Origin of the sequence: Pseudomonas sp. S31 (assembly GCF_016648105.1) — a bacterium.
GTDB lineage: Bacteria > Pseudomonadota > Gammaproteobacteria > Pseudomonadales > Pseudomonadaceae > Aquipseudomonas.
In genome coordinates this window covers 1-26,028 of sequence record NZ_JACVVE010000062.1, presented here as the reverse complement: position 1 = coordinate 26,028, position 26,028 = coordinate 1, and the positions used below count along the sequence as shown (strand labels likewise).

General features: G+C 67.0%; 26 protein-coding genes. 14 read left to right on the top strand and 12 right to left on the bottom strand.

The features are described 5' to 3' along the window. Positions 1–83: 83 nt before the first annotated feature. Positions 84–377, bottom strand: coding sequence for a hypothetical protein (locus tag IAE37_RS27305; RefSeq protein ID WP_201178565.1), 294 nt, complete (start codon positions 375–377; stop codon positions 84–86). Positions 378–454: 77 nt separating this feature from the next. On the opposite strand from IAE37_RS27305, the gene pbpC reads away from it, so the two are divergent. Further along, positions 455–2,806, top strand: coding sequence for a peptidoglycan glycosyltransferase PbpC (pbpC, locus tag IAE37_RS27300; protein WP_201178564.1), 2,352 nt, complete (start codon positions 455–457; stop codon positions 2,804–2,806). Positions 2,807–2,895: 89 nt separating this feature from the next. Then, positions 2,896–4,566 (top strand): ShlB/FhaC/HecB family hemolysin secretion/activation protein, encoded by a 1,671-nt coding sequence (locus IAE37_RS27295; RefSeq protein WP_201178563.1) that lies wholly within the window; start codon positions 2,896–2,898, stop codon positions 4,564–4,566. Here IAE37_RS27295 and IAE37_RS27290 read toward each other — a convergent pair. Beyond that, the gene (locus tag IAE37_RS27290; protein ID WP_201178562.1) at positions 4,555–4,959 is read right to left on the bottom strand and encodes a response regulator; all 405 of its coding nucleotides are present in this window, start codon (positions 4,957–4,959) and stop codon (positions 4,555–4,557) included. The two genes, IAE37_RS27295 and IAE37_RS27290, sit on opposite strands and share 12 nt — an antisense overlap. Before the next feature lie 41 nt (positions 4,960–5,000). Continuing rightward, positions 5,001–5,201, bottom strand: a complete 201-nt coding sequence (locus IAE37_RS27285) for a Flp family type IVb pilin (RefSeq protein ID WP_201178561.1) — start codon at positions 5,199–5,201, stop codon at positions 5,001–5,003. A gap of 283 nt (positions 5,202–5,484) precedes the next feature. Here IAE37_RS27285 and cpaB point away from each other — a divergent pair, with 283 nt between their 5' ends. From cpaB to IAE37_RS27245, 8 genes are read left to right on the top strand one after another with little or no spacing between them, the layout of a single operon-like run. Further along, positions 5,485–6,411: a Flp pilus assembly protein CpaB gene (gene cpaB, locus IAE37_RS27280; RefSeq protein WP_201178560.1), complete on the top strand. Its 927-nt coding sequence runs from the start codon at positions 5,485–5,487 to the stop codon at positions 6,409–6,411. A gap of 18 nt (positions 6,412–6,429) precedes the next feature. Further along, positions 6,430–7,674 (top strand): type II and III secretion system protein family protein, encoded by a 1,245-nt coding sequence (locus IAE37_RS27275; RefSeq protein ID WP_201178559.1) that lies wholly within the window; start codon positions 6,430–6,432, stop codon positions 7,672–7,674. Beyond that, complete coding sequence (locus IAE37_RS27270; RefSeq protein ID WP_201178558.1) at positions 7,671–8,861, top strand: pilus assembly protein; 1,191 nt, start codon at positions 7,671–7,673, stop codon at positions 8,859–8,861. The genes IAE37_RS27275 and IAE37_RS27270 overlap by 4 nt, the downstream gene beginning before the upstream one ends. Further along, positions 8,858–10,114 (top strand): CpaF family protein, encoded by a 1,257-nt coding sequence (locus IAE37_RS27265; RefSeq protein WP_201178557.1) that lies wholly within the window; start codon positions 8,858–8,860, stop codon positions 10,112–10,114. Before IAE37_RS27270 ends, IAE37_RS27265 begins: the two co-directional genes overlap by 4 nt. Continuing rightward, on the top strand, positions 10,111–10,992 hold the full coding sequence (locus IAE37_RS27260) for a type II secretion system F family protein (protein WP_201178556.1): 882 nt from the start codon (positions 10,111–10,113) through the stop codon (positions 10,990–10,992). Before IAE37_RS27265 ends, IAE37_RS27260 begins: the two co-directional genes overlap by 4 nt. A 1-nt stretch (position 10,993) precedes the next feature. Next, positions 10,994–11,875 (top strand): type II secretion system F family protein, encoded by an 882-nt coding sequence (locus IAE37_RS27255; protein WP_201178555.1) that lies wholly within the window; start codon positions 10,994–10,996, stop codon positions 11,873–11,875. A 12-nt stretch (positions 11,876–11,887) separates the two neighbouring features. Beyond that, positions 11,888–12,601 carry a tetratricopeptide repeat protein gene (locus IAE37_RS27250; RefSeq protein ID WP_201178554.1) on the top strand — a complete coding sequence of 238 codons (714 nt, stop codon included), beginning with the start codon at positions 11,888–11,890 and terminating at the stop codon, positions 12,599–12,601. Next, entirely contained in the window at positions 12,594–12,854 is a 261-nt protein-coding gene (locus IAE37_RS27245; RefSeq protein ID WP_201178553.1) for a DUF3613 domain-containing protein, read from the top strand. Before IAE37_RS27250 ends, IAE37_RS27245 begins: the two co-directional genes overlap by 8 nt. On the opposite strand, the gene IAE37_RS27240 is transcribed toward IAE37_RS27245, so the two are convergent. Then, positions 12,851–13,627, bottom strand: coding sequence for a response regulator transcription factor (locus IAE37_RS27240; RefSeq protein WP_201178552.1), 777 nt, complete (start codon positions 13,625–13,627; stop codon positions 12,851–12,853). The two genes, IAE37_RS27245 and IAE37_RS27240, sit on opposite strands and share 4 nt — an antisense overlap. A gap of 127 nt (positions 13,628–13,754) precedes the next feature. Next, positions 13,755–14,225, bottom strand: a complete 471-nt coding sequence (locus IAE37_RS27235) for an A24 family peptidase (protein ID WP_201178551.1) — start codon at positions 14,223–14,225, stop codon at positions 13,755–13,757. Between the two features lie 75 nt (positions 14,226–14,300). On the opposite strand from IAE37_RS27235, the gene IAE37_RS27230 reads away from it, so the two are divergent. Both IAE37_RS27230 and IAE37_RS27225 read left to right on the top strand, forming a co-directional pair. Further along, on the top strand, positions 14,301–14,741 hold the full coding sequence (locus IAE37_RS27230; protein WP_201178550.1) for a TadE/TadG family type IV pilus assembly protein: 441 nt from the start codon (positions 14,301–14,303) through the stop codon (positions 14,739–14,741). Further along, positions 14,738–17,374 carry a PAS domain-containing sensor histidine kinase gene (locus IAE37_RS27225; RefSeq protein WP_201178549.1) on the top strand — a complete coding sequence of 879 codons (2,637 nt, stop codon included), beginning with the start codon at positions 14,738–14,740 and terminating at the stop codon, positions 17,372–17,374. The genes IAE37_RS27230 and IAE37_RS27225 overlap by 4 nt, the downstream gene beginning before the upstream one ends. On the opposite strand, the gene IAE37_RS27220 is transcribed toward IAE37_RS27225, so the two are convergent. From IAE37_RS27220 to IAE37_RS27190, 7 genes are all read right to left on the bottom strand, one after another. Continuing rightward, positions 17,371–19,101: a pilus assembly protein TadG-related protein gene (locus tag IAE37_RS27220; RefSeq protein WP_201178548.1), complete on the bottom strand. Its 1,731-nt coding sequence runs from the start codon at positions 19,099–19,101 to the stop codon at positions 17,371–17,373. The two genes, IAE37_RS27225 and IAE37_RS27220, sit on opposite strands and share 4 nt — an antisense overlap. 127 nt (positions 19,102–19,228) lie before the next feature. Then, positions 19,229–19,798 carry a DUF4136 domain-containing protein gene (locus tag IAE37_RS27215; protein WP_201178547.1) on the bottom strand — a complete coding sequence of 190 codons (570 nt, stop codon included), beginning with the start codon at positions 19,796–19,798 and terminating at the stop codon, positions 19,229–19,231. Between the two features lie 19 nt (positions 19,799–19,817). Further along, positions 19,818–20,453 carry a DUF4136 domain-containing protein gene (locus IAE37_RS27210; protein ID WP_201178546.1) on the bottom strand — a complete coding sequence of 212 codons (636 nt, stop codon included), beginning with the start codon at positions 20,451–20,453 and terminating at the stop codon, positions 19,818–19,820. A gap of 19 nt (positions 20,454–20,472) precedes the next feature. Beyond that, a complete protein-coding gene (locus tag IAE37_RS27205) occupies positions 20,473–21,222 on the bottom strand; it encodes a methyltransferase domain-containing protein (RefSeq protein WP_201178545.1) in 750 nt (249 codons plus the stop codon). Next, positions 21,219–21,524 carry a MazG-like family protein gene (locus IAE37_RS27200; protein ID WP_201178544.1) on the bottom strand — a complete coding sequence of 102 codons (306 nt, stop codon included), beginning with the start codon at positions 21,522–21,524 and terminating at the stop codon, positions 21,219–21,221. The genes IAE37_RS27205 and IAE37_RS27200 overlap by 4 nt, the downstream gene beginning before the upstream one ends. 68 nt (positions 21,525–21,592) lie before the next feature. Continuing rightward, positions 21,593–22,444, bottom strand: a complete 852-nt coding sequence (locus IAE37_RS27195; RefSeq protein WP_201178543.1) for a MaoC family dehydratase — start codon at positions 22,442–22,444, stop codon at positions 21,593–21,595. A 2-nt stretch (positions 22,445–22,446) separates the two neighbouring features. Beyond that, entirely contained in the window at positions 22,447–23,799 is a 1,353-nt protein-coding gene (locus IAE37_RS27190; protein ID WP_201178542.1) for a 3-oxoacyl-ACP reductase, read from the bottom strand. Positions 23,800–23,917: 118 nt separating this feature from the next. On the opposite strand from IAE37_RS27190, the gene IAE37_RS27185 reads away from it, so the two are divergent. Next, the gene (locus IAE37_RS27185) at positions 23,918–25,195 is read left to right on the top strand and encodes an acetyl-CoA C-acetyltransferase (protein ID WP_201178541.1); all 1,278 of its coding nucleotides are present in this window, start codon (positions 23,918–23,920) and stop codon (positions 25,193–25,195) included. A gap of 45 nt (positions 25,196–25,240) precedes the next feature. Continuing rightward, a complete protein-coding gene (locus IAE37_RS27180; RefSeq protein WP_201178540.1) occupies positions 25,241–26,020 on the top strand; it encodes an AraC family transcriptional regulator in 780 nt (259 codons plus the stop codon). The last annotated feature ends 8 nt before the right edge of the window (positions 26,021–26,028 follow it).

The following is a 26,028-nucleotide window of genomic DNA, read 5'->3' as shown; positions in this document are numbered from 1 at the left end:
GGGGGCCGGGCCGGCTCGTGCTCGCCCCGGCGCCCGCGCCCCCGCGCCCCCCCCGCTCCTACACAAGTGCCATGCAGCCCCTGTCAGTGAATGACCCAACTCATCACCCACAGCCCCAGCACCAGCCAGATGATCCCGGCGATGACCGAGGCACGCATGAAAGCGCGGATGGCCGAGTACAGCAGCAACAGGCCGATGATCAGGGCCAGAATGCTGACCAGCGAGGTGTCCATGCCCAGCGTGCGTGCCAGGCCATCGATGAAATTGCCACCGGCATTGGCCAGCAGGTTGAACAACCCGCTCAAGACATCGACGATGAAGCGGATCACTGACCCCAGCGCCTGGCCTAGCCACTCGAAAAAACCTTCTACATGCATAGTTGCTTCCTGATAGACGAATCGGCTCGGTTGCCGCTCCCAAGCCTTTGGCCATCACCCGGCCGGGTCGGTTCCCGATGCCAAGCTTAGCCCGGCCGCGTACCCGCATGGGAAGGGTTGTGCGTGCATTCGTGCTGGGCATTGCGCTGCTGTGCGGCTTGCTGTGGCTGGCCGACCGAATCTGGCCGTTGCCGATGCCCGCCGACGACCTGGCACGGGTGGTGCTGGCCGAGGACGGCACGCCGTTGTGGCGCTTCGCCGACAGCGACGGCGTGTGGCGCTACCCGGTCAGCCCCGACGAAGTCTCGCCGTTGTACCTGCAGGCCCTGCTGACCTACGAGGACCGCTGGTTCTACAGCCACCCGGGGGTCAACCCCCTGGCCCTGGCGCGTGCTGCCTGGCTCAATCTGCGCGGTGGGCGCGTGGTGTCTGGGGGCAGCACCCTGTCGATGCAGGTGGCGCGTCTGCTCGACCCGCATGACCGGACCCTGGCCGGCAAGCTGCGTCAACTGTGGCGTACGGCGCAGCTGGACTGGCATCTGTCCAAGCGCGAGATCCTTCAGTTGTACCTCAACCGCGCGCCGTTCGGTGGCACTTTGCAGGGGGTGGCGGCCGCCAGCTGGGCCTACCTGGGCAAGTCACCGAAACACCTCACCCCGGCCGAAGCCGCCTTGCTCGCGGTACTGCCCCAGGCGCCCAGCCGGCTGCGCCCGGACCGTCACCCCGAGCGTGCCCAGCGCGCCCGCGACAAGGTGCTGCAACGCCTGGACGAGTACCAGGTCTGGCCGGCCCGGCAAATCGCCGAGGCCACCGAGGAACCCTTGCTCCTGGCCCCGCGCCAGGAACCGGCCCTGGCCCCGCTGCTGGCTCGCCGGCTGAACACTCCAGGCAGCCCACCGCTGATCCGCACCACGCTGGACGCTGCGTTGCAGCGACGCCTGGAAGACCTGCTGCTGGGCTGGCGTGCTCGCTTGCCCGAACGCACCTCGGCGGCGATCCTGGTGGTGGATGCGCAGACCATGGCGGTACGTGCCTACCTGGGGTCGGTCGACCTCACCGATGAGCGCCGCTTCGGCCACGTCGACATGGTTCGCTCGCTACGCTCGCCCGGTTCGACGCTCAAACCGTTCCTCTACGGTCTGGCCATGGACGATGGGCTGATCCACTCCGAGTCATTGTTGCAGGATGTGCCGCGGCGCTATGGCGACTACCGTCCCGGCAATTTCTCGATGGGCTTCAGCGGGCCGGTGTCGGCCAGTTCGGCGCTGGCATTGTCGCTCAACCTGCCAGCGGTGCAGTTGCTCGAAGCCTACGGGCCGAAACGCTTCGCTGCGCAGTTGCGCATGGCCGGCGTGCCGCTGGCGCTGCCGCCACTGGCCGAGCCCAACCTGTCGCTGATCCTCGGTGGCGCCGGCAGCCGCCTGGAAGACCTGGTCGGCGGCTACGCGGCGCTGGCCCGGGGCGGCCACAGTGCACGGGTACGCCTGCAACCGCAGGACCCGCTGCTGGAGCGCCGGCTGATGTCGCCGGGGGCGGCGTGGATCATCCGGCGGATCCTCAGTGGCCAGGCGCGGCCCGACCGTGACCCGCATGCCGAACTGGTCCAGCGCCCGCAACTGGCCTGGAAGACCGGGACCAGCTACGGCTTTCGCGATGCCTGGTCGATCGGCGTGGGGCCGCACTACCTGATCGGCGTGTGGATCGGGCGTCCTGATGGCACCCCGGTGCCGGGCCAGTTCGGCCTGGCCTCGGCTGCGCCCCTGATGCTGCAGGTGCACGACTTGCTGAGCAACCGCGACAGCCAGCGTGGCATCAACGTACCGGTGGAGCGGGTGCCCGACAGTGTCGGCGTGGCGGCGATCTGCTGGCCGCTGGGCCAGCCCATGAGTCGCCAGGACCCCAACTGCCGGCGTCAGCGTTTTGCCTGGACCCTGGACGGCACCACGCCACCGACCTTGCAGGCCGCCGACCAGCCGTTGGGCCTCGGCCTGCACGAGCAGGTCTGGGTCGATGCCCAGGGGCTGCGGGTCGATGGCAGTTGCCCAGGCGCCAAGGCGCGCGAGATCGCCCTGTGGCCGGCGCCGCTGGAACCTTGGTTGCCGCGTAGCGAACGGCGTGCCGCGAGGTTGCCGGCGGTGGCTGCGCACTGCCCGCCACAGCGCCCGCCGAGCGCGCCGCCGCTGTCGATCGTCGGCGTGCGCCCGGGCGACAACTTGCGCCGCCCTGCGCAGAGCAGCGAGCCGCTGCAGGTGTATGTCTCGGCCTTGGGCGGCGCGGGCCGGCGTTGGTGGTTCCTCAACGGCGATCCGTTGGGCGAGACCGAAGCCCAGGGCAACCTGCTGGTGCGCTTCGAGCACACTGGCCAGGCCGAGCTCAGCGCCCTCGACGAGAGTGGCGAGACCGCCCGGGTGGCGTTCCAGGTGGAGTGACGCAACACTCGGGTCGACGACCCCTGGCCGAGCACCTAGGCTTGTGCTGGCCGGCTGCGGCATGGAACGGGCGAGCAGGGGGGCTGCACATGCGTCGGTGGGTGGTGACCTGGATGGCCCTGTCTTCGGCCTGCACGGCAGGTGCTGCGCCGCTGCCCGTCTTCATGGCCGGGGATGCCGACGAGGGTCTGCTACCTGGCGCGAACCTGCCCATCGACACCTATCGCCCCATCGCTGCCGGGCAATTGCCGTCCACCCTCGACCCGGCCCAGCGACCGGCACTGGACCTGAATGCCCGGGTGCACCTGCGCAAGGTGCGCTTCGAGGGTGGCACGGTCTACCCGCTGAGCGACCTGCGCGAACACTTCCAGCCCTTGATCGGCCAGGACGTCACCCTGGGGCAGTTGGTGGCGTACACCGACCGCCTGAGCCAACGCTACCAGCAGGACGGCTACTGGCTGTCGCACGCCTACCTGATGCCCCAGGACCTGGCCGATGGCCGGGTCAGCGTGGTGCTGGTGGAAGGTTATGTGAGCGACTGCGAGATCCACGGCGACATCGGCCCGGCCAAGGGCCAGGTCGAGCAGCTGCTGGCCAGGCTCAAGACCGAACGCCCGCTGACGCGTCAGGCGTTCGAGCGCTACATCGGCCTGATCGAGCGCATTCCCGGCGTGGCGGTGCAGGCTCGGCTGGTGCAGCCCGGTGGTAACGGGCAGGCCATGCGCCTGGTGGTCCAGGTCGCGCGCAAGCCCGTCGCTACTGCCATGACCTTCACCGATGGCAGCCGCGACAGCCCGCAGGCGCTGCTGCGCGTTGCCAGCCAGGCGCAAACGCGCTTCGCCGAACAGTTGAGCGCCGCCGTGCTGGTGCCGCCGGGGAAGGACGAGGCGCGCTACTGGCGCCTGGATTACAGCCAGTTCGTCGACGACGAGGGCAGCCAGGTGCTTGCTTCGGCCAGGCGGTATCGCAGCGACTCCAGTACCCGCATCCGCCTGGATCACGGCGGCTACATGAGCCGCCAGCGTGACAATGAACGTTACAGCGTGGGCATCAGCCAAGCGTTGATCGTCGCCGCCGATGAGTCGCTGGATGCGCTGGCGCGCTTCGAGGTGGGCACCGATCGCAGCGCCCTGCAGGCCGAGGGTAGCGGCCGGCACTCGGATGAGGAGGTCGACCTGCGGGTGCTGTCGTTCGAGGCCGACTGGCGCAAGCGCGAAGCGGGGCGGCTGCGCCTGGTCAGCGGTAGCGTGCACCAGGGGCTCGACCAGTTGGGTGCGCGTGGTGATGGCGAGGTGGACCTGGACTTTCTGCGCCTGCACCTGGCCGGCGTGCAGAGCGATACCTGGCCGGGCAACTGGCAGGGTGTGCTCTCGGGCGCGCTGTACTGGAGCGATGATCACCTGCCGGACAGCGAGCGTGCAGTGTTCGGCGGGCAGAACTTCGCGCGCGGCTACCCGGTCGACCAGGCGGCGGGTGACAAGGGATGGGGGCTGGCGTACGAAATCGGCTATCGGCTGCGACGCGACGGGGCCTGGTTCGACACCCTGCACCCCTACGCGGCGCTCGACACCGCGCGTGCCTGGTTCAACCGCGGCGGCATCGAGCAGGCGCGTCTGGGGTCCGTGGCGATGGGGCTTCGCCTCGGCAATGGCGAGGCCTGCAGCCTGGCCCTGGAGGTGGCCAAGCCGCTGGCTGACATTGCCCTGGACAGCCTCGGTCGGCAGCCGCGCCTGAGCTTGAGCATCCGCCTACAGCTCTAGCGGTTGTTCGGGTGGCGCGGGGAACAGGGTGGCGAGCGTGTCCAGCAGCCGGGTGTGATAGATCGGTTTGCGGAACAGGTCGATCACCTGCAGCCGCAGCAGGTCGCTGACGTCATCCAGATCGGCCTGCCCGGAGACCACGATCACCGGCAGATGCTGGCGCGCGGTGTGGTCGCGCAGGCGCTGGATCAAGTCGATGCCGCTTTCTTCCGGCATGCGCAGGTCGGTGATCACCAGTACCACCTCGGGATAGCGGGTCAGGGTTTGCAAGGCCTGTCTGGTCGAGGTGGCGGTATGGCAACAGAAGCCGTGGTTTTCCAGTAACTCGGCAAGTTCGGCGAGGGCCTCCTCCTCGTCATCGACCAGCAGGATCTGGTGACGGGTCGTGGGCATACCGGGCTCCTGTCGCGGGATGGAAGAGGGCACAGATGCGATCATGTCTTCGGCGTGATGGCGGTCTGGATCTTGGTCATCAGCGCGGTGACCTGGTCGGACACCGGTGTCACGAAGGCCGCCAGCGCCACGGCCACCATCGCGGCGATGACCGCATATTCGATACCGGATGCACCTTCCTTGCTTTGCAGGAACAGCTTGCAATGGATGTAGAGCTTGGTGAGCAACAGGGCACTTTTCATGGCACTTCTCCTTGCGCCGTGGGCGCGACGTGGGGCACCGCTGATTGATGCCTCATTGCCATCAGAGCATTGCCAAGCTTTGCCATGTCGCAACTGTAATAAGGTGTTAGTCCTAAAGTATTGGTTGTGATTGGCGTGGCTAAGTAATTGTTTTGTCGGCGCGTCAATTTCGTGACTGAAAAAAGAAATCTTGGCAAATGGCGAACTGCCATCTTTGCGCTACCGTGCAGTAGCGCATGGTTTCTTTTTGCCATCACCTGGTTTGGGTGTAGGGAGAGCGGTAATGAGCAGTCGCTTGACCATGGTTATGGCCGCTGTGTTCCTGTTCGCAGCGCTGCTGGCTGGGTACTGGGGGCTGATGCTCAGCCGCCCTGCTGCGCCTGCTGCACTGGCCGAACCCACGGCGGCCCCTGGCGCGCCGACCGAGGTCGCGCCGCCAGCCATCGTCGCCGAACAGCCCGTACGTTCGCCTGTGGTGGTGGTGCGCCGCGCCGTGGCGGCCTATACCCCACTGACCGAGGACGACCTGCTGGTCGAGCAGTTGCAGGTGGTGCCCGCCAATGCCTACCGACAGGTCGAACAGGTGCTCGGCCGCAGCAGTGCGCGCCCGTTGGCCGCCGGGACCTGGCTCGATGCGCAGAGCTTCGAGATGGCCGGCCCGCTGGCGCGCATGATCCGCCCCGACGAACGCGCGGTGGCCGTTGCCGTGGATGACGTGATCGGTGCCGCAGGGCATTTGAGCCCCGGTGACTACGTGGATGTGTTGCTGTTCCTGCGCGAGGACGCTGCCAATCCCCAGGCATCGGCCCAGGTGGTGTTGCCGGCGCTGCGGGTGCTGAGCGTGGACCGGCAGGTCGGTTTGGCCAACGATGGGCGCCCGGCGCTGAGTGCCGAGGAACAGCAAGACCGCCGCCGGGATGCCATCGGCTCGACCTCGCGCACGGTGGCGTTGGCCGTCCCGCAAGCGCTGGCCAGCCGGCTGATGCTGGCTGCCCAGGCGGGCACCTTGCGCCTGGCCGTGCGCAGCGCCGACGAACGTCTGGCGGCGCTGGCCGCAGACGCTCCCCAGCTGCAAGACGCCAGCCGCGACCTGTACCGCTTCCAGCAGTTGGCCCAGTTGCCAGCAGTCAAGACCACCTCGCCTGGCCGCAGTCCTGGCATGCAGGTGATCCGCGGCGCCAGCAGCGAACAACCCCGCCAGACCCCGTAACCGAGCAAGGATGCCGCCATGCGTAGTTTCGTACGTGACGCCGTGCGAATGTTCACCCTGATGGGCGCCGCCTCGCTGGCGTCCTTCAGCCAGGCCGCCAGCCCCGATTGCGCGGGCGTGAGGCAATTGCCGACGGTGATCGAGATCGACCAGGGGCAGCAGGAAGAGTTGCGCCTGCCCCTGGCGATCCAACGGGTCGCGGTCGGTGAGCCCAAGGTCGCCGACGTGCAGGCCAGTGGCGACCGCGCGGTGCTGCTGACCGGGGTGGCACCCGGCAACACCAGCCTGATGCTGTGGACTGCGTGCGCCCCAGCGCCGCATCGGGCGATGCTGTTCGTCAAGGGGCAGGCCAGCGCCGACATGGCCGAAGGGGCATTGCTGCCCTCGCAGGATGCCCAGTTGCCGATCCAGGTACAGGCCGATATCCGCTTCGTCGAAGTGCGCCGCAACAAATACAAGGAAGCCGGGGCACGATTGTTCTTCAAGGGCTCCAACAACAGCCTGATCGGCTCGCCCGGGACGGTCCCGGGCACCACCGTCAGCCCAGGCTCGGTGCCCAATGCCAACCCGGCGATACCCCTCGACGACAGCGTTTTCAACATCGTCTGGGGCGGTGGCAGCAGCCGTTTCCTGGCAGCGATCAACGCGCTGGAGAACAGCGGCTTCGCCTACACCCTGGCACGCCCCAGCCTCACCGTGCTCAGTGGCCTCACCGCCAGCTTCCTGGCCGGTGGCGAAATACCGATCCCGGTGCCCAGCTCGGGCAGCGACAACGTCTCGATCGAATACAAGGAGTTCGGCGTGCGCCTGGCGCTCACGCCAACGGTGGTCAGCCGTGATCGCATCACCCTCAAGGTGGCGCCCGAAGTCAGCGAGCTGGACTACACCAATGCGGTCAACATCGCCGGCACCCTGGTACCGGGCTTGAGCGTGCGCCGCACCGATACCAGCATCTCGCTGGCCGACGGCGAGAGTTTCATCATCAGTGGCCTGGTCAGCAGCAACACGCGCTCGTCGGTCGACAAGCTGCCGGGGCTCGGCAACCTGCCGGTACTGGGGGCGTTCTTCCGCCAGTCGACGCTGGTGCGCGAGGAAACCGAGCTGTTGATGATCGTCACGCCCCATCTGGTCCAGCCCCTTGCCGCCAATGCCCGGCTGCCGCAGTTGCCTGGCGAGAGCCTGCGCACCTACGACCCCAGCTGGGGCCAGCTGTTTTTCCTCGAGAACGGCAACTTCGATGGCCGTAGCGGGTTGTCACGATGAACGAGAGCCTCAACCAGACCTACCTGGCCATCACCCGTAACGAGGATGACCTGCACTGGCTGCAGGGCGCCCTGGCGCCATTGGGGCAGGTGATCGGCGCCGCTGGCGGCAGTCTCGACGAGCTGCTGGCGCTGGTCGATGTCACCTTCGCCAGCCTGGTGTTCATCGGCCTGGACCGTGAGCAGTTGGTCAACCAGTGCGCACTGATCGAAGGGGTGCTGGAGGCCAAGCCGATGCTGGCGATCGTTGCCCTGGGCGATGGCATGGACAACCAGTTGGTGCTGCATGCCATGCGTGCCGGCGCGCGGGACTTCGTCGCCTATGGCTCGCGCGCCAGCGAAGTGGCAGGCCTGGTACGGCGCCTGGGCAAGCGCCTGCCGGCAGTGGCCAGCAACCCCAGCCTGGGTGGCCTGAGCGTGCTCTACAGTGCCCAGCGTGGCACCGATGGCGCGCTGTTGACCGCACACCTGGCACGGGTGGTCCAGGACAGTGGCCAGCAGACGCTGCTGCTCGACCTTGGCCTGCCCAGTGGCGATACCCTGGCCATGCTCGGCCTGGAGGCGTCGTTCTACTTCGGCGATGCCCTGCGCCATCTGCGTCGGCTGGATGCCACCTTGATCGACAGTGCCTTCACCCGCGCCCCGGGCGGGCTGCGTATTCTTGGCTATGCGGCGGGCGACGAGCCACTGAAGTCCACCAGCCCCGCAGAGCTGTACATGCTGCTCAGCGCCTTGCGCCAACACTTCCAGCACATTGTCGTCAACCTCACCGGCCAGCCCGACAGCGAGGCCTTGCGTACCCTCATCAGCCACTGCGACAAACTGATGCTCTACACCGACCAGAACATCCTCGATTGCCGGCGCAACCTCGATGTGCTCGAGCAATGGCGCGACCGCGGCATCAAGCTCGAGCATGCCTGCCTGGTGGTGGATCGCTATTTGCGCCAGGTGGCGCCCGATGCCGATGCCTTGGCCAAGCGCTACGGCTTGCCGCTGCTCAAGGTGTTGCCGCACAGCCCGGAGGTGCGGCTGAACGCCAAGAACCAGGGGTTGAGCCTGTTCGAGCTGGCCCCGCGCGAAGGCCTCAGCCAGGCCCTGCGCGCATTGGGCGAGCGCCTGGCGCGGCGCTCGGAAAACCTCTCGCCACCGGCCTTGACCTGGCTGCGACGGCTGTGGGGCAACCGATGAGCAGCGATCAGCCGTTCGGCGGCCAGCGCCATCAGGCGGGCGACTCGCAGGCACTCAAGCGTGCCCTGCACCGCTGCGTGATCGACGCCATCGAGGACAGCGGGCGCAACCTGCTGGAAGGCCCACGCCCGGCCTTGAGCCAGTTCATTCTCGAGCAGGTGGCCGATTACGTGGCACGCCTGCGCCTGGCCCTGTCGCGCTACGAGATGGAGCGCCTGGCCGAGGAGCTGGTGGACGAACTGACCGGCTACGGCCCGCTGGAGGTGCTGCTGCGCGATCCCAGCGTCACCGAAATCCTGGTCAACGGGCCGTTCCGGGTGTTCGTCGAGCGTGGCGGCCTGCTGCAGCAGACCGACCTGCGCTTCATCGATGCCCATCACGTGGAGCGAGTGATGCAGCGCATTCTCGCGCCGCTTGGACGACGCCTGGACGAGTCGTCGCCGATGGTCGATGCACGCCTGCCCGACGGCAGCCGGGTCAATGCGATCATCCCACCGGTGGCGCTGGATGGCCCGTGCCTGTCGATCCGCAAGTTCCGCCAGGACATGCTCAAGAGCGCCGACCTGCTGGCCACCCGGGCCATCGACCAGGCCCTGTTCGATTTTCTCGAGCGCGCCGTGGGCAGGCGCTGCAACATCCTGGTCAGTGGCGGCACCGGCACCGGCAAGACCACCCTGCTGAATATCCTCAGCCAGATGATCGCGCCGCTCGAACGCCTGGTGACCATCGAGGATGTCGCCGAACTGCAATTGCACCATCCCCACGTGGTGCGCCTGGAAACCCGTCCACCCAACGTCGAGGGGCATGGCGAAATCAAGGCCAGCGAACTCATCCGCAACGCCTTGCGGATGCGCCCGGACCGCATCCTGCTGGGCGAGATCCGTGGCCCCGAGGTGCTCGATGTGCTGACCGCGATGAACACCGGGCATGACGGCTCGATGAGCACGGTGCACGCCAATACCGCCATGGACGCATTGTTGCGCCTGGAGACGCTGGTTGGCTTGAGCGGGCGCCAGGTCGCCGAGAAGACCCTGCGGCAGATGGTCTGCGCGGCGCTCGATGTGGTGATTCAGCTGACCCGCCTGGCCGATGGTCGGCGCGTCGTCAGCGAGGTGCTGGAGGTAGTGGGGCTGCGCGACGATGTCTACGTCACCAACACCCTGTTCCGCTTCGACCGCCGCGGTGGCGACTGCTTCCTGCGCGAGGCGCCCAACCCGGCCGGGGCCAAGCTGCGCAACGAGAACCTGCTGTGATCGGGCCGTTGCTGCTGGTGCTGTCAGTCCTGTGCCTGGGGGTGGCCCTCCTGCTGTTGCGGCTGGGCTTGCACAAGCGTGGCGAGGAACGCGTACTGCAGCGCTTGGGCCGGGCTTTCCAGGCGTTGCGCACGCCCGCCAGCCGTCAGCGCTGGCTCGATGCCAAGCTGCAACGCGCCGGCCTCGACCAGGCCGGGTTGCAGTTGCGGCCCTGGCTGTTCGGCTGGCTTGGCCTGCTGTCGGCGGCCTTGCTGGGTTTCGGCTGGCTGGCGGCGCTGGCGGTATTGCTGGGCATGCCGCTGGCGGCGCAGATCTACCTGACCTGGCGCTATCGGCGGCGCATGCGGCGCATCATCGAGCAGTTGCCGGGGCTGTTGGACTACAGCGTGCGTAGCCTGAAGGCAGGGCGCACCCTGAATGACGCCGTGCTAGGTGGTTTCGAGGCTACCCGCGAGCCGCTGCGCGGGGCCATGCAGCGGGTGCGCCGCAACGTGCAGCTGGGGCTGCCGCTGGAGGACGCGCTGAGCGAACTGGCGGAGCTCTATGGCCAGGACGAGCTGCGCTTGTTCGCCCTGGGCGTGGGCATCAACCAGCGCTATGGCGGCAACGCCAGCGAACTGATGGAGAACCTGATCAAGTTGATCCGCGAGCGCGAGCAGGGCGCGCGCCAGTTACGGGCGCTGACCGGCGAGACGCGGGTCACTGCCTGGATCCTGGGGGCGCTGCCGTTGCTGATGGTGGCCTACTTCCTGCTGGGCAACCCCGGTTACTTGCTGGCCATGTGGCACGACCAACAAGGGCAGTGGCTGCTGGGCTTCGCCTTCGTCTTCCAGGCCCTTGGGTGCCTGGTGCTATGGCGCATGATGAGGAGCCTCTGAGATGCCCCTGTTGCTCAGTGCCTTGTGCCTGTTCGCCGGCTTTCTCCTGCTGATGGCCCAACTCGTGCGGCAGTGGCGTGGCCGGCAGCGGGTGGCGCGGCGGCTACAGGGCCGACTGGCGCCTGACGAGCGCCTGGGTGACTGGTTGCAGTGGCTGGGCAGCAGCCGCTGGGGACGCCGGTTGCAGAGCCTGGATGGCGAAACCCAGGTGCTGCTCGCCCGCCTCGGTTGGCGCCGCAGCCGCCAGCGTGCGCTGTTCGCCGCCTTCCAGTTGGGCCTGCCGCTGCTAGCCGGCGGCGTCACGCTGTTGCTGCTGCCGGGTTTGCCCGGCATGGCGCAGGGTTGGGTTTCGGTGCTGTGTGCGATGGGCCTGGGCTACCTGTTGCCCAAGCGTCTGCTGGCCCTGGCCGCGGCACGCCGGCAGCAGCGGATTGCCGAGGAAGTCAGCCTGCTGATCCCACTGCTACGCATTCTGTTCGAGACCGGTCTTGCCGTGGAGCAGGCCCTTCGGGTGCTGGCCGAGGAAGGCGATTCGTTGCTTCCGCAAGTCAGCCGGGAACTGCGCCTGGTGTTGCAACGGGTGGACTCGGGCCTGGCACTGGGGCCGGAGTTGGAGAAGACCGCGAAGCAACTGGCGGTGGATGAACTGACCGATACCTGCACGATCCTCCAGCAATTGCTGGTGCAGGGCAGTGGTGCGCTGAAGTCGCTGCTGGCGCTGAAGCAATTGCTCGACGATCGGCGTCTGACGCGCCTGCAGGAGCGAGTATCGAAGATGTCGGCAAAGATGTCGGCAGTGATGATGGTGTTCCTGTTCCCGGCCTTGCTCATCGTGCTGGCCGGGCCGGGGTTTTCCGCGTTGGCGCGGGCATTGGGATCTTGAGGGAGAGGGGCGATGAAGATGATCCTGTTGTTCATCGGGCTGTTGCTGCTGGCCGGTTGTGCCGGCCAGCAGCAGGGCCTGGGCCGGTTGTGGGCGGGTGGGCAGTGCAGCAAGCCCGATGCTGACCAGCAACTGGCCTTGAACCTGGCTGACGCAATGCTCAACGAGGGACGGCCGCATGCCAGCCTGGCCCATCTCGAGCAACTGCCCGACAGCCTGGAGCCGGTACGCTTGCGCAAGGCCCGGGTGCTGCGCCTGCTGGGGCGCAGTGAGGCCGAGCCGCTGTACCGCAGTCTGCTTGGCGGCTGCCTGGCGGCCGAGGGCGAACATGGCCTCGGACAACTGGCGTCGGCCCGTGGCGACGACCGGCAGGCGCTGCGCAACCTGGAGCGTGCGGTGCGCCTGGCCCCTACCGAAGCCAATGTGCGCAACGACCTCGGCGTGGTGCTGATGAACCTGGGGCAGCATGAGCAGGCGCGTTTCCAGTTTCTGACTGCCCTGGAGCTCAAGGACGATGACGCACTGCCGGCGGTCAACCTGGTGACCTTGTCGTTGCTGCAGGACAACTGGTCCCAGGCCACCGACCTGGTGACCCGTCTGCGCCTGAAGCCCGAGCAGTTCGCCGAAGCCCAGGCGCGTGCGCAGCAGCTGCGCAGCATGGGGCGCGCGGCGATGCCAGTAAGTGGTACCACCCAGCATGCAAAAGGAGCTGACCAGGATGCTTAAGCCCATATTGCTATTACTGTGCCTGGCCGGCCCATCCCTGGCCATGGCCGACGAACCGCCACCCCAGCCACGGGGCGCGGAAACCGCCACCGAGGCCCTGCTGCGCATACAGGCCAGCAACCAGCAAGCCTCGCCGACGCTGCAGGTGCAGACGGCGCGTGAGCGTGACCAGTCCATGCAGCGTTGGCTGGACACCTACAAGTACGCGATTCCCGATTTCTACCGCTGGGAGAAAGTCCGCTCCTCGAACTAGTGCGTGGTGAAGCGCTGGTGCACAGGCGACGAGCTGGGGGTCAAGGCCAGCGCCAGCTGCGTACGGTTGTGCATGTGGGTCAGGCGCAGCACCTGCGACACGTAGAGTTTGACGGTGTTCTCGGTGATGCCCAGTTCGCAGGCGATCTGATAGTTGGTCTTGCCCTTGCTGACCAGGCGCGCCACTTCGAGCTGGCGCGGCGAGAGCTTTTCGAAGGCAGGGGGCAGATCGCCCTCGGTTTCCTCGGCATCGCTGGCGCGTCGGTGAACACCCTGGCCGCGGGCTTTTTCCAGGTCCTGGTAGAGATCGTCGATGGACTCGGCCAAGTCCTGCAGGCGCTGGTTGAGGCTGCCCAGGTCCTCCAGGCTGCCGCGACGCTCGAGCAGCACTTGCTCCTGGCGGCGCACGCCTTCGAGCAAGGCGTCGAGGTCCATGGGCTTTTGGTAGTAATCGGCGAAGCCTTCGCGCAGCGCCCGGATCACATCCTGCTTTTCGGCGCGGCCAGTGAGCATGATGGCCTCGAATACACGGTGTCGCCCTGCGACTTCCTTGAGTGCGCGCATCAGTTCGATGCCATCGCGTTCGGGCATGTGCAGGTCGCACACCACCAGGCCAATGGATACATCTGCCTGGTAGCGCTCGATGGCCTGTTCTGTGGAATGAGCGGGAACGCAGGGGTGGCCCTGGCTCTCCAGAAACTCGCATAACTGCTCGACGATCAATGGCTGGTCGTCGACGACCAGGACTTTCACCTCGGTGGATGGCTTGTTCACGATCAACTCCCTGTTCCGTGCCCCGGTACGACTCCAGCCCGCATGCCTGACACGTCGGCCTCTAGAAAATAGTCGCACTTGGTGAAGATGTACAAGACTTGTACAGGGGATATGACCACTGGAACGTTCATTGGATCCATACGGCAGTCAACAAGAAGCCGGCTAACACATAGGGAGCAAACGGTTGCTTGTCGCCCATTTGCTCGGCCAGGGCCTGCAGGCGTTTTTTTATCTTGGGGTTGAAAAGGGTCCATAGCCGTCGTCGCCCGATCAGCCAAAGGACCACGGTGATGCCGGCTCCGATGAACGTCCCCAGCACGTATTGCGGGCTGGTGGCCAGGGCCAGGGCGCCGAGTAGCTTGACGTCGCCGGCGCCGAAACGCCCGAGCATGTAGCCGGGCAGGGTCAGCAACATGACGATCGCCAGTGCCCAACCGGCGTCGCTGGCATCGGCGCCGATCCAGCTGTGGCCGGTGCTGAACATCCAGGCCAGCGCAGCGGCCGCGGCCCCCAGTGTCAGCAGGTTGGAAATCTGGCGTTCACGGATATCTTGTTCAGTGCACAAGGCAAGCCACATCAGGAGAACAATGCTTTGCATTGGCCAATTGCCATCCCTATTCGTTGAACGGATCTATGCTGTCACTCAGGTTTCATTGTCAGGGTAGACGCGAACATGCAAGGTAGCTTGGCGAGACGGCAAAAAGGCGCAGCAGCCATCGAGTTTGTCGCGGTATTCATGGTGTTCTTCGCCGTGTTCTATGGCTTGGTCAGCTATGCCTTGCCGATGCTCATGCTGCAGTCTTTCAACCAGGCCAGCACCGAGGCCGTGCGCCGGTGCGTGGCGCTCGACCCGGCCAGTGCCAGCTACGCCAGCGATGTGCAGACCCTGGCGCGCCAGGTGATCGACCAGCAACTGGCCTGGATGCCCAGCAGCCTGGGCTTCCAGGCCGCCAACGATGCCCAGGTGAGCGTGGTCGGCAAGCTGCTGACGGTGAGCATCCGTTACCCCAGCGAGCGGCTTGGCCGCGTCATGCCAGTGCTCAAGCTGCCGCTGATCGGCGATGTGCCGCGTCTGCCCGAAGCCCTGCAGGCCGAAGCGAGCCTGCAACTGTGAGCGGGTTGCTCGATCGCTGGCGCGACGCATCGCCACCCGCCTCGACGAGGCAGGCGTCCCAGGCCGTAGGCCTGCAACTGTGGCTCGATGGCGAGGGTGCGGTGCAGCGCCTGGCGGGCCCACTGCGTACCACGTTGACATTGCCCACCCGCGCTGGCACCCGCTTGCAGGATTTCCTCGAACACCACAGCGGGTTGCTGGTCGAGGGCCATCCCAGTGACTGGCAAGGCCAGCCCCTCGACCTGGACTGGCGCGCTGTCGCCGGCCGTACCCTGCATACCCGTGGCTGGCTGATGCCCTGCGCCGAAGGCTGGTTGTTGCAGGTGTTCGACATCGGCGACCTGTTGCGCGAGCGCGACCACGACCGCCGTCAGGCGCACTGTCAGCACTGGCAGGCGCGGCTGGCCCAGGCCCTGCGCGAATGCGACGAGGAACGCCTGGCCCAGGTGACCGCGCAGCAGTTGCAGGCCCTGGCCATGCACTGGCAGGTACCGGCGCTGCGGCTGATGCTGAGCGAGCCTGCAGGCTGGTGCAGCTATGCCGGTAGCGAAGCCGACTGGCCCTGGCCGGCTGATGCGCGCTTGCACCCCTGGCTGGCCAGCTTGCCCGGCGAAGCAATGCTCGATGCGTGCAGGCAACCGGAGTTGCTGGCGCTATGCGGTGGTGTTTCGCTGTACCTGGTGCCGTTCGACCAGGGCGCGGTACGCCAGGCCTGGCTGTTGTGCGCCGGTGCCGAGCGACCGCCCGAGGCCGATGAGGCCCAGGCCCTGCTGGCAGCGTTGGCCGAGCCGCTGCTCAGCCGCTTGCGCCTGGTTCAATTGCGCCGGCAGAGCCACTCTCTGCAAGCGCTGCAACAGCAGCTTGGCGCAGGTGGCTGGGCGTGGCCCCTGCAGGGGCCGCTTGAACTGGATGGGCAATTGGCCCTGCGCCTGGGCCTGCCCAGCCAACCCAGCATTGCCCAATGGCTGGCGCGCTTGCATCCGGCCGACCGGGAGCCGGCGCAGCTGGCCCTGGAGCAGGCCCGTGAAGGCCATGGGCTGAGCCTGACCGTGCGCCTGGTCGACGACAGCGCAGCGGGGCAGACGCATTGGTGTCACTGGAGCGGGCAGTTGCAGGGGCAGCGGCTATCTGGCTTCGCCCTCGACATCAGCGCGCTCAAGGCGCAGGAACTGCAGGCCAATGCGGCCAAGGCGCGGCTGGAGAACCTGATCGCAAGCTCGCCGGCGGTGATCTACATCCAGCGTTATGCCGAGGGGGCGCTGCACAGCGAGTTCTACAGCGCCAGCCTGAGGCCCCTGCTGGGTTGGGCGGCGGACGGCGAGTTGGCGCGTCAGCCCGGCCTGGCCGTACACCCGGACGATCGGCCGCTGTGGTTGCAACGCACCCAGGCCTTGTTGCGCGAAGGGCAGGTGCGCAGCCGCTATCGCTTGCGCGACGCCCGTGGCGGCTACCACTGGGTGCTCGACGAGGCGCGCCTGCTGCGTGACGACCTGGGCCAGCCGCTGGAGGTGATCGGCCTGTGGCTGGACGTCAGTGAGGCGACCGAGGCGGCCGAGCGCATACGCTTGAGCGAAGAGCGCTATCGTGTGCTGGTGGAAGACTCGCCGGCGATGATCTGCCGCTACCGCCCGGACCTGACGCTGTTGTTCGCCAACCGGCCACTGGCCGAACAGCTGCAGGGCAGCGCGGCGCAACTGCCCGGGCAGAACCTTGGCCAATGGTTATCCAGCCGCGAGCGCAACGCCTTCGTGCAGCGCTTGCAGGCACTGACGCCCGAGCAACCGTTGAGCAGCGCCGAACTGTGTCTGCAGCTGCCCGGACGCGAGCATGCCTGGTGGGTCTGGGCTGAGCGTGGGTTGTTCGACGAGCACGGGCGGCTGGTCGAAATCCAGGCGGTGGGCCGCGACAACACCGAGGTGCGGCGTAGCCAGCGGCAGTTGTTGCAGAGCGCCAAGATGGCCAGCCTGGGCGAACTGGCAACCGGCCTGGTGCACGAGATCAGCCAGCCACTGAGCGTCATGCGCCTGGCCCTGGCCAATACGTTCAAGCGTCTGGAAAGCGGCGGCGCCGATCCGGCCTACCTGGTCGGCAAGCTGCAACGCATCGATAGCCAGGTCGAACGCGCCGCGCGCCTGGTGGACCATCTGCGCGTGTACGGTCGTCGCACGGACGTCGAGCCGCAGCCCTTCAACGCCTGGTCGGCAGTCGAAGGCGCCGTCGCATTGCTGGAGGAGGGGCTGCGCGGAAAGGGCGTGGCCCTGCGTATCGGCTCCCCGCCATCGGCGGTACAGGTCGCTGGGCACCAGGACCAACTCGAGCAGGTGCTGATCAACCTGATGGTCAATGCCCGCGATGCCCTGCTCGAACGCGGCATCGCCAAGCCCTGGATCGCGGTGAGCCAGGTGCTCGACAGCGGCGGGCTGTGCCTGCGCGTCGAAGACAATGCCGGGGGCATCGATCCACTGTTGCATTCCCGCATCTTCGAACCGTTCTTCACCACCAAGCCGGCGGGTGTGGGCACCGGGTTGGGCCTTTCGGTCAGCCACGGCATCGTCATGGCCATGGGGGGCAGCCTCGAAGTCGTCAATGCCGAAGCGGGTGCCTGTTTCCTGGTACGCCTGCCTCTGGGCTAGATCAACAACTGCGCGCGGCCGCTGTGGCAGCTCAGGGCGGCCTCTACCGTGATCTGGTTGAGGTCGATGCCGAGCAGGGCCAGCAGGTTGTTCAGCAGTGGGTCGAGCAGCGAACCCAGCAGGCCACCGATCAAGCCGGTGACGAGGTCGAGCAGCAGGCTCACCAACGGGATGCGCGGTGTCAATTCGAGCCCACTCAAGGTCTTGCCGAGGCTGGCGACGATGTTCTGGGTGTTCATGGTGCGGCTGGCCGGTGGCGGTTGGTCGAGGTCCGGTGGCTTCAGAAAATCATAGGTCTCGCTTTGCGCGAGTACCGGTGAGTTCGCCCCCAGGCCAATGTCGATGCCCAGCACGCGCAGCAGTATCAGCGGCGCGGCATCGGCCGGGGTCTGGGAAGAGAAGAACGCTGTACTGTTGATCGTGCCGATCATCAGCTTCACCGCCGCGGCGTCGTTGTCGACCCGCAGCCGCTTGCTGGCCGGCGCGCTGCAATCGTGGTCGATCACATGGCTGCTGGCGCTGGCCACCTCCAGGCCGACGTCGAGGCTGGGGTTGGGCAGCAGTTGAATGATCCCGAGGTTCAGGCCGCCCAGCAGCGGCCCCAGGTCGACCTTCAGCAGCAAGCGGGTCTGCGAGGTGCGCACGTAGATCTGCCCGGCCGCCTGTGGCGCCCCAGGCAGCGCCAGGGAGGGGTCGCCGATGGCGGAAAACTGCGGCGGCTCGATGATTTTCAGGCGGGTGGTGACGTTGGCCAGGCCCAGCACGCTGATCGGCAGCGTTGCTTCAACCGCGTGCTGGCTGTTGGCGAGCTGGATCATCCCCTGCACCAGTTGCAGCACCTGCAGGCTGGCATCCAGCCCGGCCTGGGTGGTGCCATTCTGGACGTTCAGCAGGTCGCCCAGGACGATGCCGCCGGCATTCTTCGCCGCCACGCTGAGGTCGACCAGGCCACTGAGGTTGACCAGGGCGTTGTCCTGCTGGGCGACCTGGGCCATGACGTTGAGCACATCGCCCAGTTGCACGGTCTGTTGCAGCAGCTCGGTGTAGTTGCCGGCACTGACCTTGGCCTGCACGGCCAGTGCATCGAGAAAGCGCAGCAGGTTGAGGTTGGCATCGAGCAAGCCCTGCCATTGCGCCACGCCCAATTGCAGTTGGGTGCCGAGCAGCGCGCCGAGCAACGCATTGAGCTGGCTGCTCTTGGCCGTGTCGATGACGGCCAGGCTGCTGCGGATGTTCAGCCTGGCCACGCTCGGGCCGCTGCGGCCAGCCGTGGCCTGGGCCTGCAGGCGTGTCTGGGTGGGCACCGCCGCGCCGCCGAGCAAGGCCCAGGCGCCAGCGGCGATGCTGCTGGCCACGTCATGGCCAGCGGTGACCCGGATGGCTTCGCTCTTGCTGGCGTCGGGGGAGAAGGTCCGGACCCCGTTGGCGCCGGTCTTGACGCTGCCGCACTCGGCCAACAGGGTGCGCCCAGTCTCGTCGGGATGGCCGTTGCGGGTCGCGGCCCGGCGCGCCATGGCCAGGGCGCTGCTGCTTGCGCCTTGGCAATCGGCGCTTGCGCCGACGGCCTCCAGTGCAGCCATGTCGGCAACGCGTTGCAGTTTGCGTTGTTCCAGGTAGAGGCGGCCACTGTCGATGACCAGGAGCATGAACAGCAGCGCCAGGCCAAGGGTCAATGCGGCCATCAGGCCGATCGCACCGCGTTGGCGTCGGGGGGATCGAAAGACCATGGGCACTCCTTTGCCGGCCAACGGACGTAACGCATGGCGACGGTTACAGGAGTGTAGACACAGTGATGGCTAATTGCCTTGTTCGACTGAAGCCCCCGGGAGCGGGCATCCCCGCTCCCATGCGGCCTTACTTGGCGCGTCCCGGCGGGTAGTTGCCCATGACCTTGGCCACCGTGTTGCGGATGGCGCTGTTGCGCTCTTCGGGGCTTGGCGGGTAGTTGTTCATGATCTGCTCGGCACTGCCGCGCCAGACCAGCTTGCCATCGCGGCCGTCGAACAGGTCGACCTGGATGGTGGCGACCTTGTAGTCGACGGTTCGGGTCTCGTTGTACATCGGCCCTCCCCAGTAGCCGCCCCAGTAGCCACCCCAGGCACCGCCGTAGTTGGTGGAAATCTGCTGCTGGCGTTGCTCGACGATCAGGTACGCCTGCACCCGGACATCCGCTTGGGCATTGCCTTGCACGGGGCGCAAGCCGCGCTGGTCGAGCTGCTCGGCCACGGCCTGGCGGATGCGCTGCTCGGTCAGGTCGCTCTTGATCCGAGGATCATCCGGGCGGTATTGCAGTGCCGGTTCCTTCCAGGCCCAGCTGCGGTAAGCGGCGAAGTCGCGGCTGGCGTCGAAGTCCTGCTGCACATTGTTACTCGAGCAGGCGGCGAGTATTAACGCGAACGACATTAGAACGAGGCGACGCAACATGATGGATCTCCCGTGAACGTTAGCTAGGAGGATAGCCGCTGAGCGCCTTGTGCACAGAGTCGCGCAGGGCGGCCTCGCGGTCGCGCGGCGAGTCCTTGCCGCTGCCGCTCTCGGCGCTGGCGCTCCACACCGGCTGGCCGCTGCGGGCATCGAACAGGTCGATGCGTACCACCATCACCTCAACTTCATAGGTACGCACGATCGGCACGCTGCCGTAGGCGCCGTAGCCATTGCGGTAGCCGCCGAAGCCGACGCCGCCGTACGGGTACGGGCCGTAATAGGGATCGTAGTAGTCGTAGTCACGCACCTGGCGCAGGCGCCGCTCCAGGCGCATGTCGGCACTGACCAGCAGATCGGCATTGGCGCCTCGCGCCGGGCGCAGGCCCTGCTGGTCTAGGGCGTTGCTGACCGCTTCGGCCAGTTGCGCAGGGTCGGCGTTGGCCGTGCCTGCGGGCAGTTGGCCGTTGCGCCAGCTCCAACTGCGGTATCGCCCGTAGTCGCGGGCCGGCGCCGGATAGGCGCTGGCGTCGAAGGTACTGGCAGCGCCCGCTGGGGCTGGCGGCAAGGGATTGCTGCTGGCGACGTAAGGATTACTGCCCTGGCAGGCGGCCAGGGCGAAGGGCAATAGCGCCAGGTACAAGCGACGGTACGGCATGGTTCCTCCTGGCAGATGGTCAGCGTGGGCGGCAGACCCAGTGCAGGTAGCGGCCGAGCCCGGCGAAGCTGGGGTGTCGGCGGTGGGCCAGTTCCATTTCCAGCAGGTCGAGCAGCTCGGCCTTGGCCTGGAACTCCTTGGGCATGTAGTCGTGGAACACCCGCACGCCACTTTCGCTTTCGACCTGCCACATGGCTTCAAGTTGCGCCCGCAGTTCACGCGGATCAAGCGGTTTTTGCGGGGTGAGGCTCTGCTTTTCGCCCTCCAGGCGATTGCTGCGCAACTTGCGGAAATGCCCCTTGAGCAGGTTGCGATAGACCAGCGCGTCACGGTTGTAGAACGCCAGCGACAGCCAGCCGCCGGGGGCGGTCAGCTGGTGCAGCACCGGCAGGATGCTTTCGGGTTCGGCCAGCCATTCCAGCACCGCGTGGCACAGCACCACATCGAACGGCTCGGTCAGCTGGCCCAGCAGTGCTTGCCAGGGTGCTTGGATGAAAGTGGCCGCTTGGCCGGCTTCGGCGAAACGTGCGCGGGCACCGTCGAGCATGGGGGCCGCAGGTTCGGCCAGGGTCAGCTGGTGGCCGCGCTCGGCGAGCCACAAGGCCATGTGGCCAAGGCCGGCGCCGATGTCGAGGATGCGCAGCGGCCGTTCAGGCAGGGCTTCGGCCAGGTCGGCCTGGAGCACCGCCAGGCGGATGGCACCCTTGGCGCCGCCGTAGATTTTCTCGGCGAAGCGGGTGGCGAGTTCATCGAAATGGCGGTCGTTCATCGCGCGAAACGCCGTTCGCTGTCGGCCAGCTTGGCGCGCACCACCTGGTCCATGTCCAGGCCCAGCTCGCTGCACAGCAGCAACAGGTAGAGGACGATGTCGCCGACTTCCTGGCCCGCGTGGGCGAGTTTCTCGGGTGGCAGCTGGCGTGACTCGTCTTCGCTCAGCCATTGGAAGATTTCCACCAGCTCGGCCATTTCGACGCTGGCGGCCATGGCCAGGTTCTTCGGGCTATGGAAGCCGCGCCAGTCGTTGTTGTCGCGGATCTGGTGCAGGCGTTGGGTGAGTTCTTGCAGGTTCATCGGGCGCTCTCCTAATGCCATATAGCTTCGGCGCAGGGCCGGTGCAAAGCAAGAGGGAGGTGCCAGGCCTACAACCGCTCCCAGCGCCCGACCATGTGCAGCAGACCGCCATGCCCATCCAGGCGCAACTCGCCGTTCGGCCCGGCTGGGCTGGCACCGAGTATCACCTCCGAAGGCAGGCGCACCGGCTTGCGGAAATCCACTTCGAAGGCATAGCCGCTGTTGGGCAGGTGCGTGCGCAGCGAGGCCATCGCCATCGCCTTGGTCCACATGCCATGGGCGATGGCCGTGGGGAAGCCGAACAGCCGTGCGCTGGGCGCGCTCAGGTGGATCGGGTTGTAGTCGCCGCAGACCTTGGCGTAGCGCCTGCCGATATCGCTGTCGGCATACCAGCGAGTGGCCTCGGGCAGCGATTCGGGGAGCAGCTTTTCAGCGTCTTCGGCCTGGCCATCGAGGTGCAGCCCTCGCACCAGCATGCGGCTGGTCTCGCGCCAGAGCAGGCCCAGGCCGTCATGGGCCTCGCTGATCAGGTCGAAGGTGCCGCCCTTGGCATGTGCCTGCAGGTTGTCGGCATATACGGCGAAACGCAGGCCATCGATGCCGCCCAGCGGGCGCAGGACCTCGATGCGATTGTGCAGGTGCACCAGCCCCAGTAGTGGGAACGGGAAGTCCTTGGCGGTGAGCAGTTGCAGTTGCAGGGGGAACGCCATGATATGCAGGTAGGTGGCCGGCAGCCGGCCGTCATCGGCGAAGTGGCAGAGCCTGCGGTACGCCGCGAGGTTGCCCGGTTGCAGGCGGACGAAGCAGCGCAGGCCGGTGGCCGGCAGGCTGTCGCCGGTGATCTTGCGCTTGCTGGCGGCACGCAGGTAGAGGCTGGCGCGCGAGTCGGGGCTGTGCAGGTCGAGCCATGGCCGGTTCATGTTCAGGCCCCCATCAGTGCCTGGCCACAGACCCGCAGGACCTGGCCATTGACCGCTCCGGACCCCGGCTGGCTGAGCCAGGCGATGGCTTCGGCGACGTCCTGCGGGCGCCCGCCCTGGCCCAGCGAGCTCAAGCGTCGCCCGGCCTCGCGCAGGCCCATGGGCATGGCGGCGGTCATGTGGGTTTCGATGAACCCCGGCGCCACGGCATTGATGCTGCCACCGCGCTCGGCCAGTTTGCCCGCCCAGGCTTCGGCGAAACCGATCAGCCCGGCCTTGCTCGCGGCGTAGTTGGCCTGGCCACGGTTGCCGGCGATGCCGCTGACCGACGCCAGCAGGGTCACCCGTGCATCGGCGCCAAGGGTACCGGCCTCGAACAATGCCTGGGTCAGCACCTGTGGGGCCTTGAGGTTGACCGCCATGACCGCGTCCCAGTATTCCGGGGTCATGTTGGCCAGGGTCTTGTCGCGGGTGATACCAGCGTTGTGCACGACGATGTCGATGCCGTCCGGCAGCGCCTCGATCAGCTGCGCCGCTGCATCGCTGGCGCAGATATCCAGGGCCAGGGCCCGGCCGCCGAGGCGTTCGGCCAGGGCGTCGAGGTCGTTGCGCGCCTGTGGCACGTCCAGCAGCGTCACCTCGGCGCCATCGCGCACCAGGGTTTCGGCGATGGCCGCGCCGATCCCGCGGGCGGCGCCGGTGACCAGTGCCCGGCGGCCGGCCAGCGGCCGCGTCCAGTCCTCGACCTGGCTTGAACAGGCTGCCAGGCGCAGGACCTGGCCAGAGACGAACGCACTCTTGGGTGACAGGAAGAAGCGCAGGGCGCCTTCTAGCTGGGCCTGTGCGGCTTCATCGACATACAGCAGTTGCGCGGTGGCGCCGTTACGCAGCTCCTTGGCCAGCGAACGGCTGAAGCCTTCAAGGGCGCGCTGGGCGACATGGGCGAGCGGGTCGGCGAGGCGCTCGGGTGCGCGGCCGAGGATCACCACGTGGGCGCAGGGTGCGAGGCTGCGCAACAGTGGCTGGAAAAACTCACGCAACTGGCGCAGCGCGTCGCTGTCGGAAAGATGACTGGCGTCGAATACCACCGCCTTGATCTTCGGCCCCAGGCCGGCGACCCAGGCGGGGGACTGCAGGCTGTCGCCATTGAAGCTGTAGCATTCGTCGGTGAGGCGCGCGGCAATCGCCTCGACCTCGCCCGCCAGCGGGCCGCCGCCCACCACCAGGGCGCCTTCCACCGGGCGCAGGCGCCCGGCCTGCCAGCGCTCAAGCGGCGCCGGGCGCGGCAGGCCGAGGGCATCGACGAGGCGGCGGCCGAGGTTGGAGTTGGCAAAGCCGAGATAGCGGTCGCTCATGTGCGGGTCTCCCTGAAGGCAAGCTTGCAAGTGTGGACCAACTTTATGAGCAGGTCGTTCGAATGCGGTAAAAACACCTAGGCTCTACGGATCAATTTGTTTCAGGAGGAACATGCGCATGCGTTCATCTCGCCGGGTCGCGATCCTGGGCGGCAACCGAATTCCCTTCGCCCGCTCCAACGGCGCCTATGCCACGGCCAGCAACCAGGCCATGCTCACCGCCGCCCTCGAAGGCCTGGTCGAGCGCTACCGCCTGCACGGCCTGCGCCTGGGCGAAGTGGTCGCGGGCGCGGTGCTCAAGCACTCGCGCGACATGAACCTGACCCGCGAATGCGTGCTGGGCTCGCGGCTGGCGCCGACGACCCCGGCCTACGATATCCAGCAGGCTTGCGGCACGGGCCTGGAGGCGGCATTGCTGGTGGCCAACAAGATCGCCCTGGGGCAGATCGACAGTGGTATCGCGGGCGGTGTCGACACCACGTCCGACGCGCCGATCGCGGTCAGCGAGGGCCTGCGTCGCATCCTGTTGCAGGCCAACCGTGGGCGTAGCCTGGGTGAGCGTTTGAAGCCGCTGCTCAAGCTGCGGCCCCGGCACCTCAAGCCCGAGCTGCCGCGCAACGGTGAACCGCGCACCGGGCTGTCCATGGGCGAGCACTGCGAGCGCATGGCCCAGGCCTGGGGCATCGGCCGCGCCGAACAGGACGAACTGGCGTTGCTCAGCCACCAGCACCTGGCCGCAGCCTATGCCGAAGGCTGGCAGGACGACCTGCTGACGCCCTACCTGGGGCTGAGCCGTGACAACAATCTGCGCCCGGACCTGACCCTGGAGCAGTTGGGCAAGCTCAAGCCGGTGTTCGAGCGAGGGGCGCAGGGCACGCTGACGGCCGGCAACTCGACGCCGCTGACTGACGGCGCCTCGCTGGTGCTGCTGGGCAGCGAGCAGTGGGCCGAGCAGCAAGGCCTACCGGTGTTGGCCTACCTGGTAGATGGCGAGACCGCTGCGGTGGATTTCGTCAAGGGCCAGGAAGGGCTGCTGATGGCGCCGGTGTATGCGGTGCCGCGTCTGTTGGCGCGCAATGGCTTGAGCCTGCAGGACTTCGATTACTACGAGATTCACGAGGCCTTCGCCGCCCAGGTGTTGTGCACCCTGAAAGCCTGGGAAGACGCCGATTACTGCCGCGACAAGCTGGGCCTGGAGGCGCCGTTGGGGGCCATCGACCGCACCCGTCTCAACGTCAAGGGCAGCTCCCTGGCGGCAGGTCACCCCTTCGCCGCCACGGGTGGGCGTATCCTCGCCAACCTGGCCAAGCTGCTGGCCACGGCAGGCAAAGGGCGCGGCTTGATCTCGATCTGCGCGGCCAGCGGCCAGGGCGTGACGGTGATCGTCGAGCGCTGACGCGGGTCTGATAGTCTTGGCAGGTCAGACACCCAAGAAACCGCCATGCCGACCATCGGACTGCCTCGTCCCATCCCTACCCTGGAGCATTTGCCCAGGCCGCTCTATGCCCGCGCCGAAAGCCTCGGTGCCGGCTCCTGGACCACGCGCCACTGCCACGACTGGGTGCAGTTCTCCTATGCCATCAGCGGTGTATTGGGCGTCTATACCGATGACGGCAGCTACTTCGCGCCGCCGCAATGGGGCGTGTGGATCCCGGCCGATGCCGAGCACGAGGTGGTGACCTCGGGGCAGGCGGAAATGCGTAGCCTGTACGTGCGTCGTGACGCTTGCCCCTGGGCGACGCAGCAGTGCCGGGTACTTGAGGTCACGCCGCTGGCGCGCGAGCTGATCAAGCAGTTCTGCCTGATGCCTGCCGATTACCCGGAAGGCGACAGTGCCGAGGCGCGGTTGGTGGCGGTGCTGCTGGACCAGTTGCGCACCTTGCCCGAGGTGGGCTTCTCGCTGCCGCTGCCGCGTCATCCGGGCTTGCTGGCGCTATGCAACGGCTTGATCGCGCAGCCGGACCAGCCCCAGACCCTCGGCCAGTGGGCGTTGCAGTTGGGGTGTTCGGAGAAGACCCTGATGCGCCTGTTCCAGCGCGAGACGGGGTTGAGTTTCCGCAACTGGCGTCAGCGCATGCGGTTGCTGTCTTCGCTGGCGTCGCTGGAGGCGGGGGAGAGCGTGACCGAGGCGGCGCTGGGGTGTGGGTATGAGTCCACTTCGGCGTACATTGCCGCGTTTCGGCAGTTGTTTGGGGCTACGCCGGGGGAGTTGAGGCTTTAGGGGGGATG

Coding starts and splice junctions, on each gene's coding strand:
- IAE37_RS27305 (WP_201178565.1), bottom strand. CDS start 377: ATGCATGTAGAAGGTTTTTTCGAGTGGCTAGGCCAGGCGCTGGGGTCA.
- pbpC (WP_201178564.1), top strand. CDS start 455: ATGCCAAGCTTAGCCCGGCCGCGTACCCGCATGGGAAGGGTTGTGCGT.
- IAE37_RS27295 (WP_201178563.1), top strand. CDS start 2,896: ATGCGTCGGTGGGTGGTGACCTGGATGGCCCTGTCTTCGGCCTGCACG.
- IAE37_RS27290 (WP_201178562.1), bottom strand. CDS start 4,959: ATGCCCACGACCCGTCACCAGATCCTGCTGGTCGATGACGAGGAGGAG.
- IAE37_RS27285 (WP_201178561.1), bottom strand. CDS start 5,201: ATGAAAAGTGCCCTGTTGCTCACCAAGCTCTACATCCATTGCAAGCTG.
- cpaB (WP_201178560.1), top strand. CDS start 5,485: ATGAGCAGTCGCTTGACCATGGTTATGGCCGCTGTGTTCCTGTTCGCA.
- IAE37_RS27275 (WP_201178559.1), top strand. CDS start 6,430: ATGCGTAGTTTCGTACGTGACGCCGTGCGAATGTTCACCCTGATGGGC.
- IAE37_RS27270 (WP_201178558.1), top strand. CDS start 7,671: ATGAACGAGAGCCTCAACCAGACCTACCTGGCCATCACCCGTAACGAG.
- IAE37_RS27265 (WP_201178557.1), top strand. CDS start 8,858: ATGAGCAGCGATCAGCCGTTCGGCGGCCAGCGCCATCAGGCGGGCGAC.
- IAE37_RS27255 (WP_201178555.1), top strand. CDS start 10,994: ATGCCCCTGTTGCTCAGTGCCTTGTGCCTGTTCGCCGGCTTTCTCCTG.
- IAE37_RS27250 (WP_201178554.1), top strand. CDS start 11,888: ATGAAGATGATCCTGTTGTTCATCGGGCTGTTGCTGCTGGCCGGTTGT.
- IAE37_RS27245 (WP_201178553.1), top strand. CDS start 12,594: ATGCTTAAGCCCATATTGCTATTACTGTGCCTGGCCGGCCCATCCCTG.
- IAE37_RS27235 (WP_201178551.1), bottom strand. CDS start 14,225: ATGCAAAGCATTGTTCTCCTGATGTGGCTTGCCTTGTGCACTGAACAA.
- IAE37_RS27230 (WP_201178550.1), top strand. CDS start 14,301: ATGCAAGGTAGCTTGGCGAGACGGCAAAAAGGCGCAGCAGCCATCGAG.
- IAE37_RS27220 (WP_201178548.1), bottom strand. CDS start 19,101: ATGGTCTTTCGATCCCCCCGACGCCAACGCGGTGCGATCGGCCTGATG.
- IAE37_RS27215 (WP_201178547.1), bottom strand. CDS start 19,798: ATGTTGCGTCGCCTCGTTCTAATGTCGTTCGCGTTAATACTCGCCGCC.
- IAE37_RS27210 (WP_201178546.1), bottom strand. CDS start 20,453: ATGCCGTACCGTCGCTTGTACCTGGCGCTATTGCCCTTCGCCCTGGCC.
- IAE37_RS27205 (WP_201178545.1), bottom strand. CDS start 21,222: ATGAACGACCGCCATTTCGATGAACTCGCCACCCGCTTCGCCGAGAAA.
- IAE37_RS27200 (WP_201178544.1), bottom strand. CDS start 21,524: ATGAACCTGCAAGAACTCACCCAACGCCTGCACCAGATCCGCGACAAC.
- IAE37_RS27195 (WP_201178543.1), bottom strand. CDS start 22,444: ATGAACCGGCCATGGCTCGACCTGCACAGCCCCGACTCGCGCGCCAGC.
- IAE37_RS27190 (WP_201178542.1), bottom strand. CDS start 23,799: ATGAGCGACCGCTATCTCGGCTTTGCCAACTCCAACCTCGGCCGCCGC.
- IAE37_RS27185 (WP_201178541.1), top strand. CDS start 23,918: ATGCGTTCATCTCGCCGGGTCGCGATCCTGGGCGGCAACCGAATTCCC.
- IAE37_RS27180 (WP_201178540.1), top strand. CDS start 25,241: ATGCCGACCATCGGACTGCCTCGTCCCATCCCTACCCTGGAGCATTTG.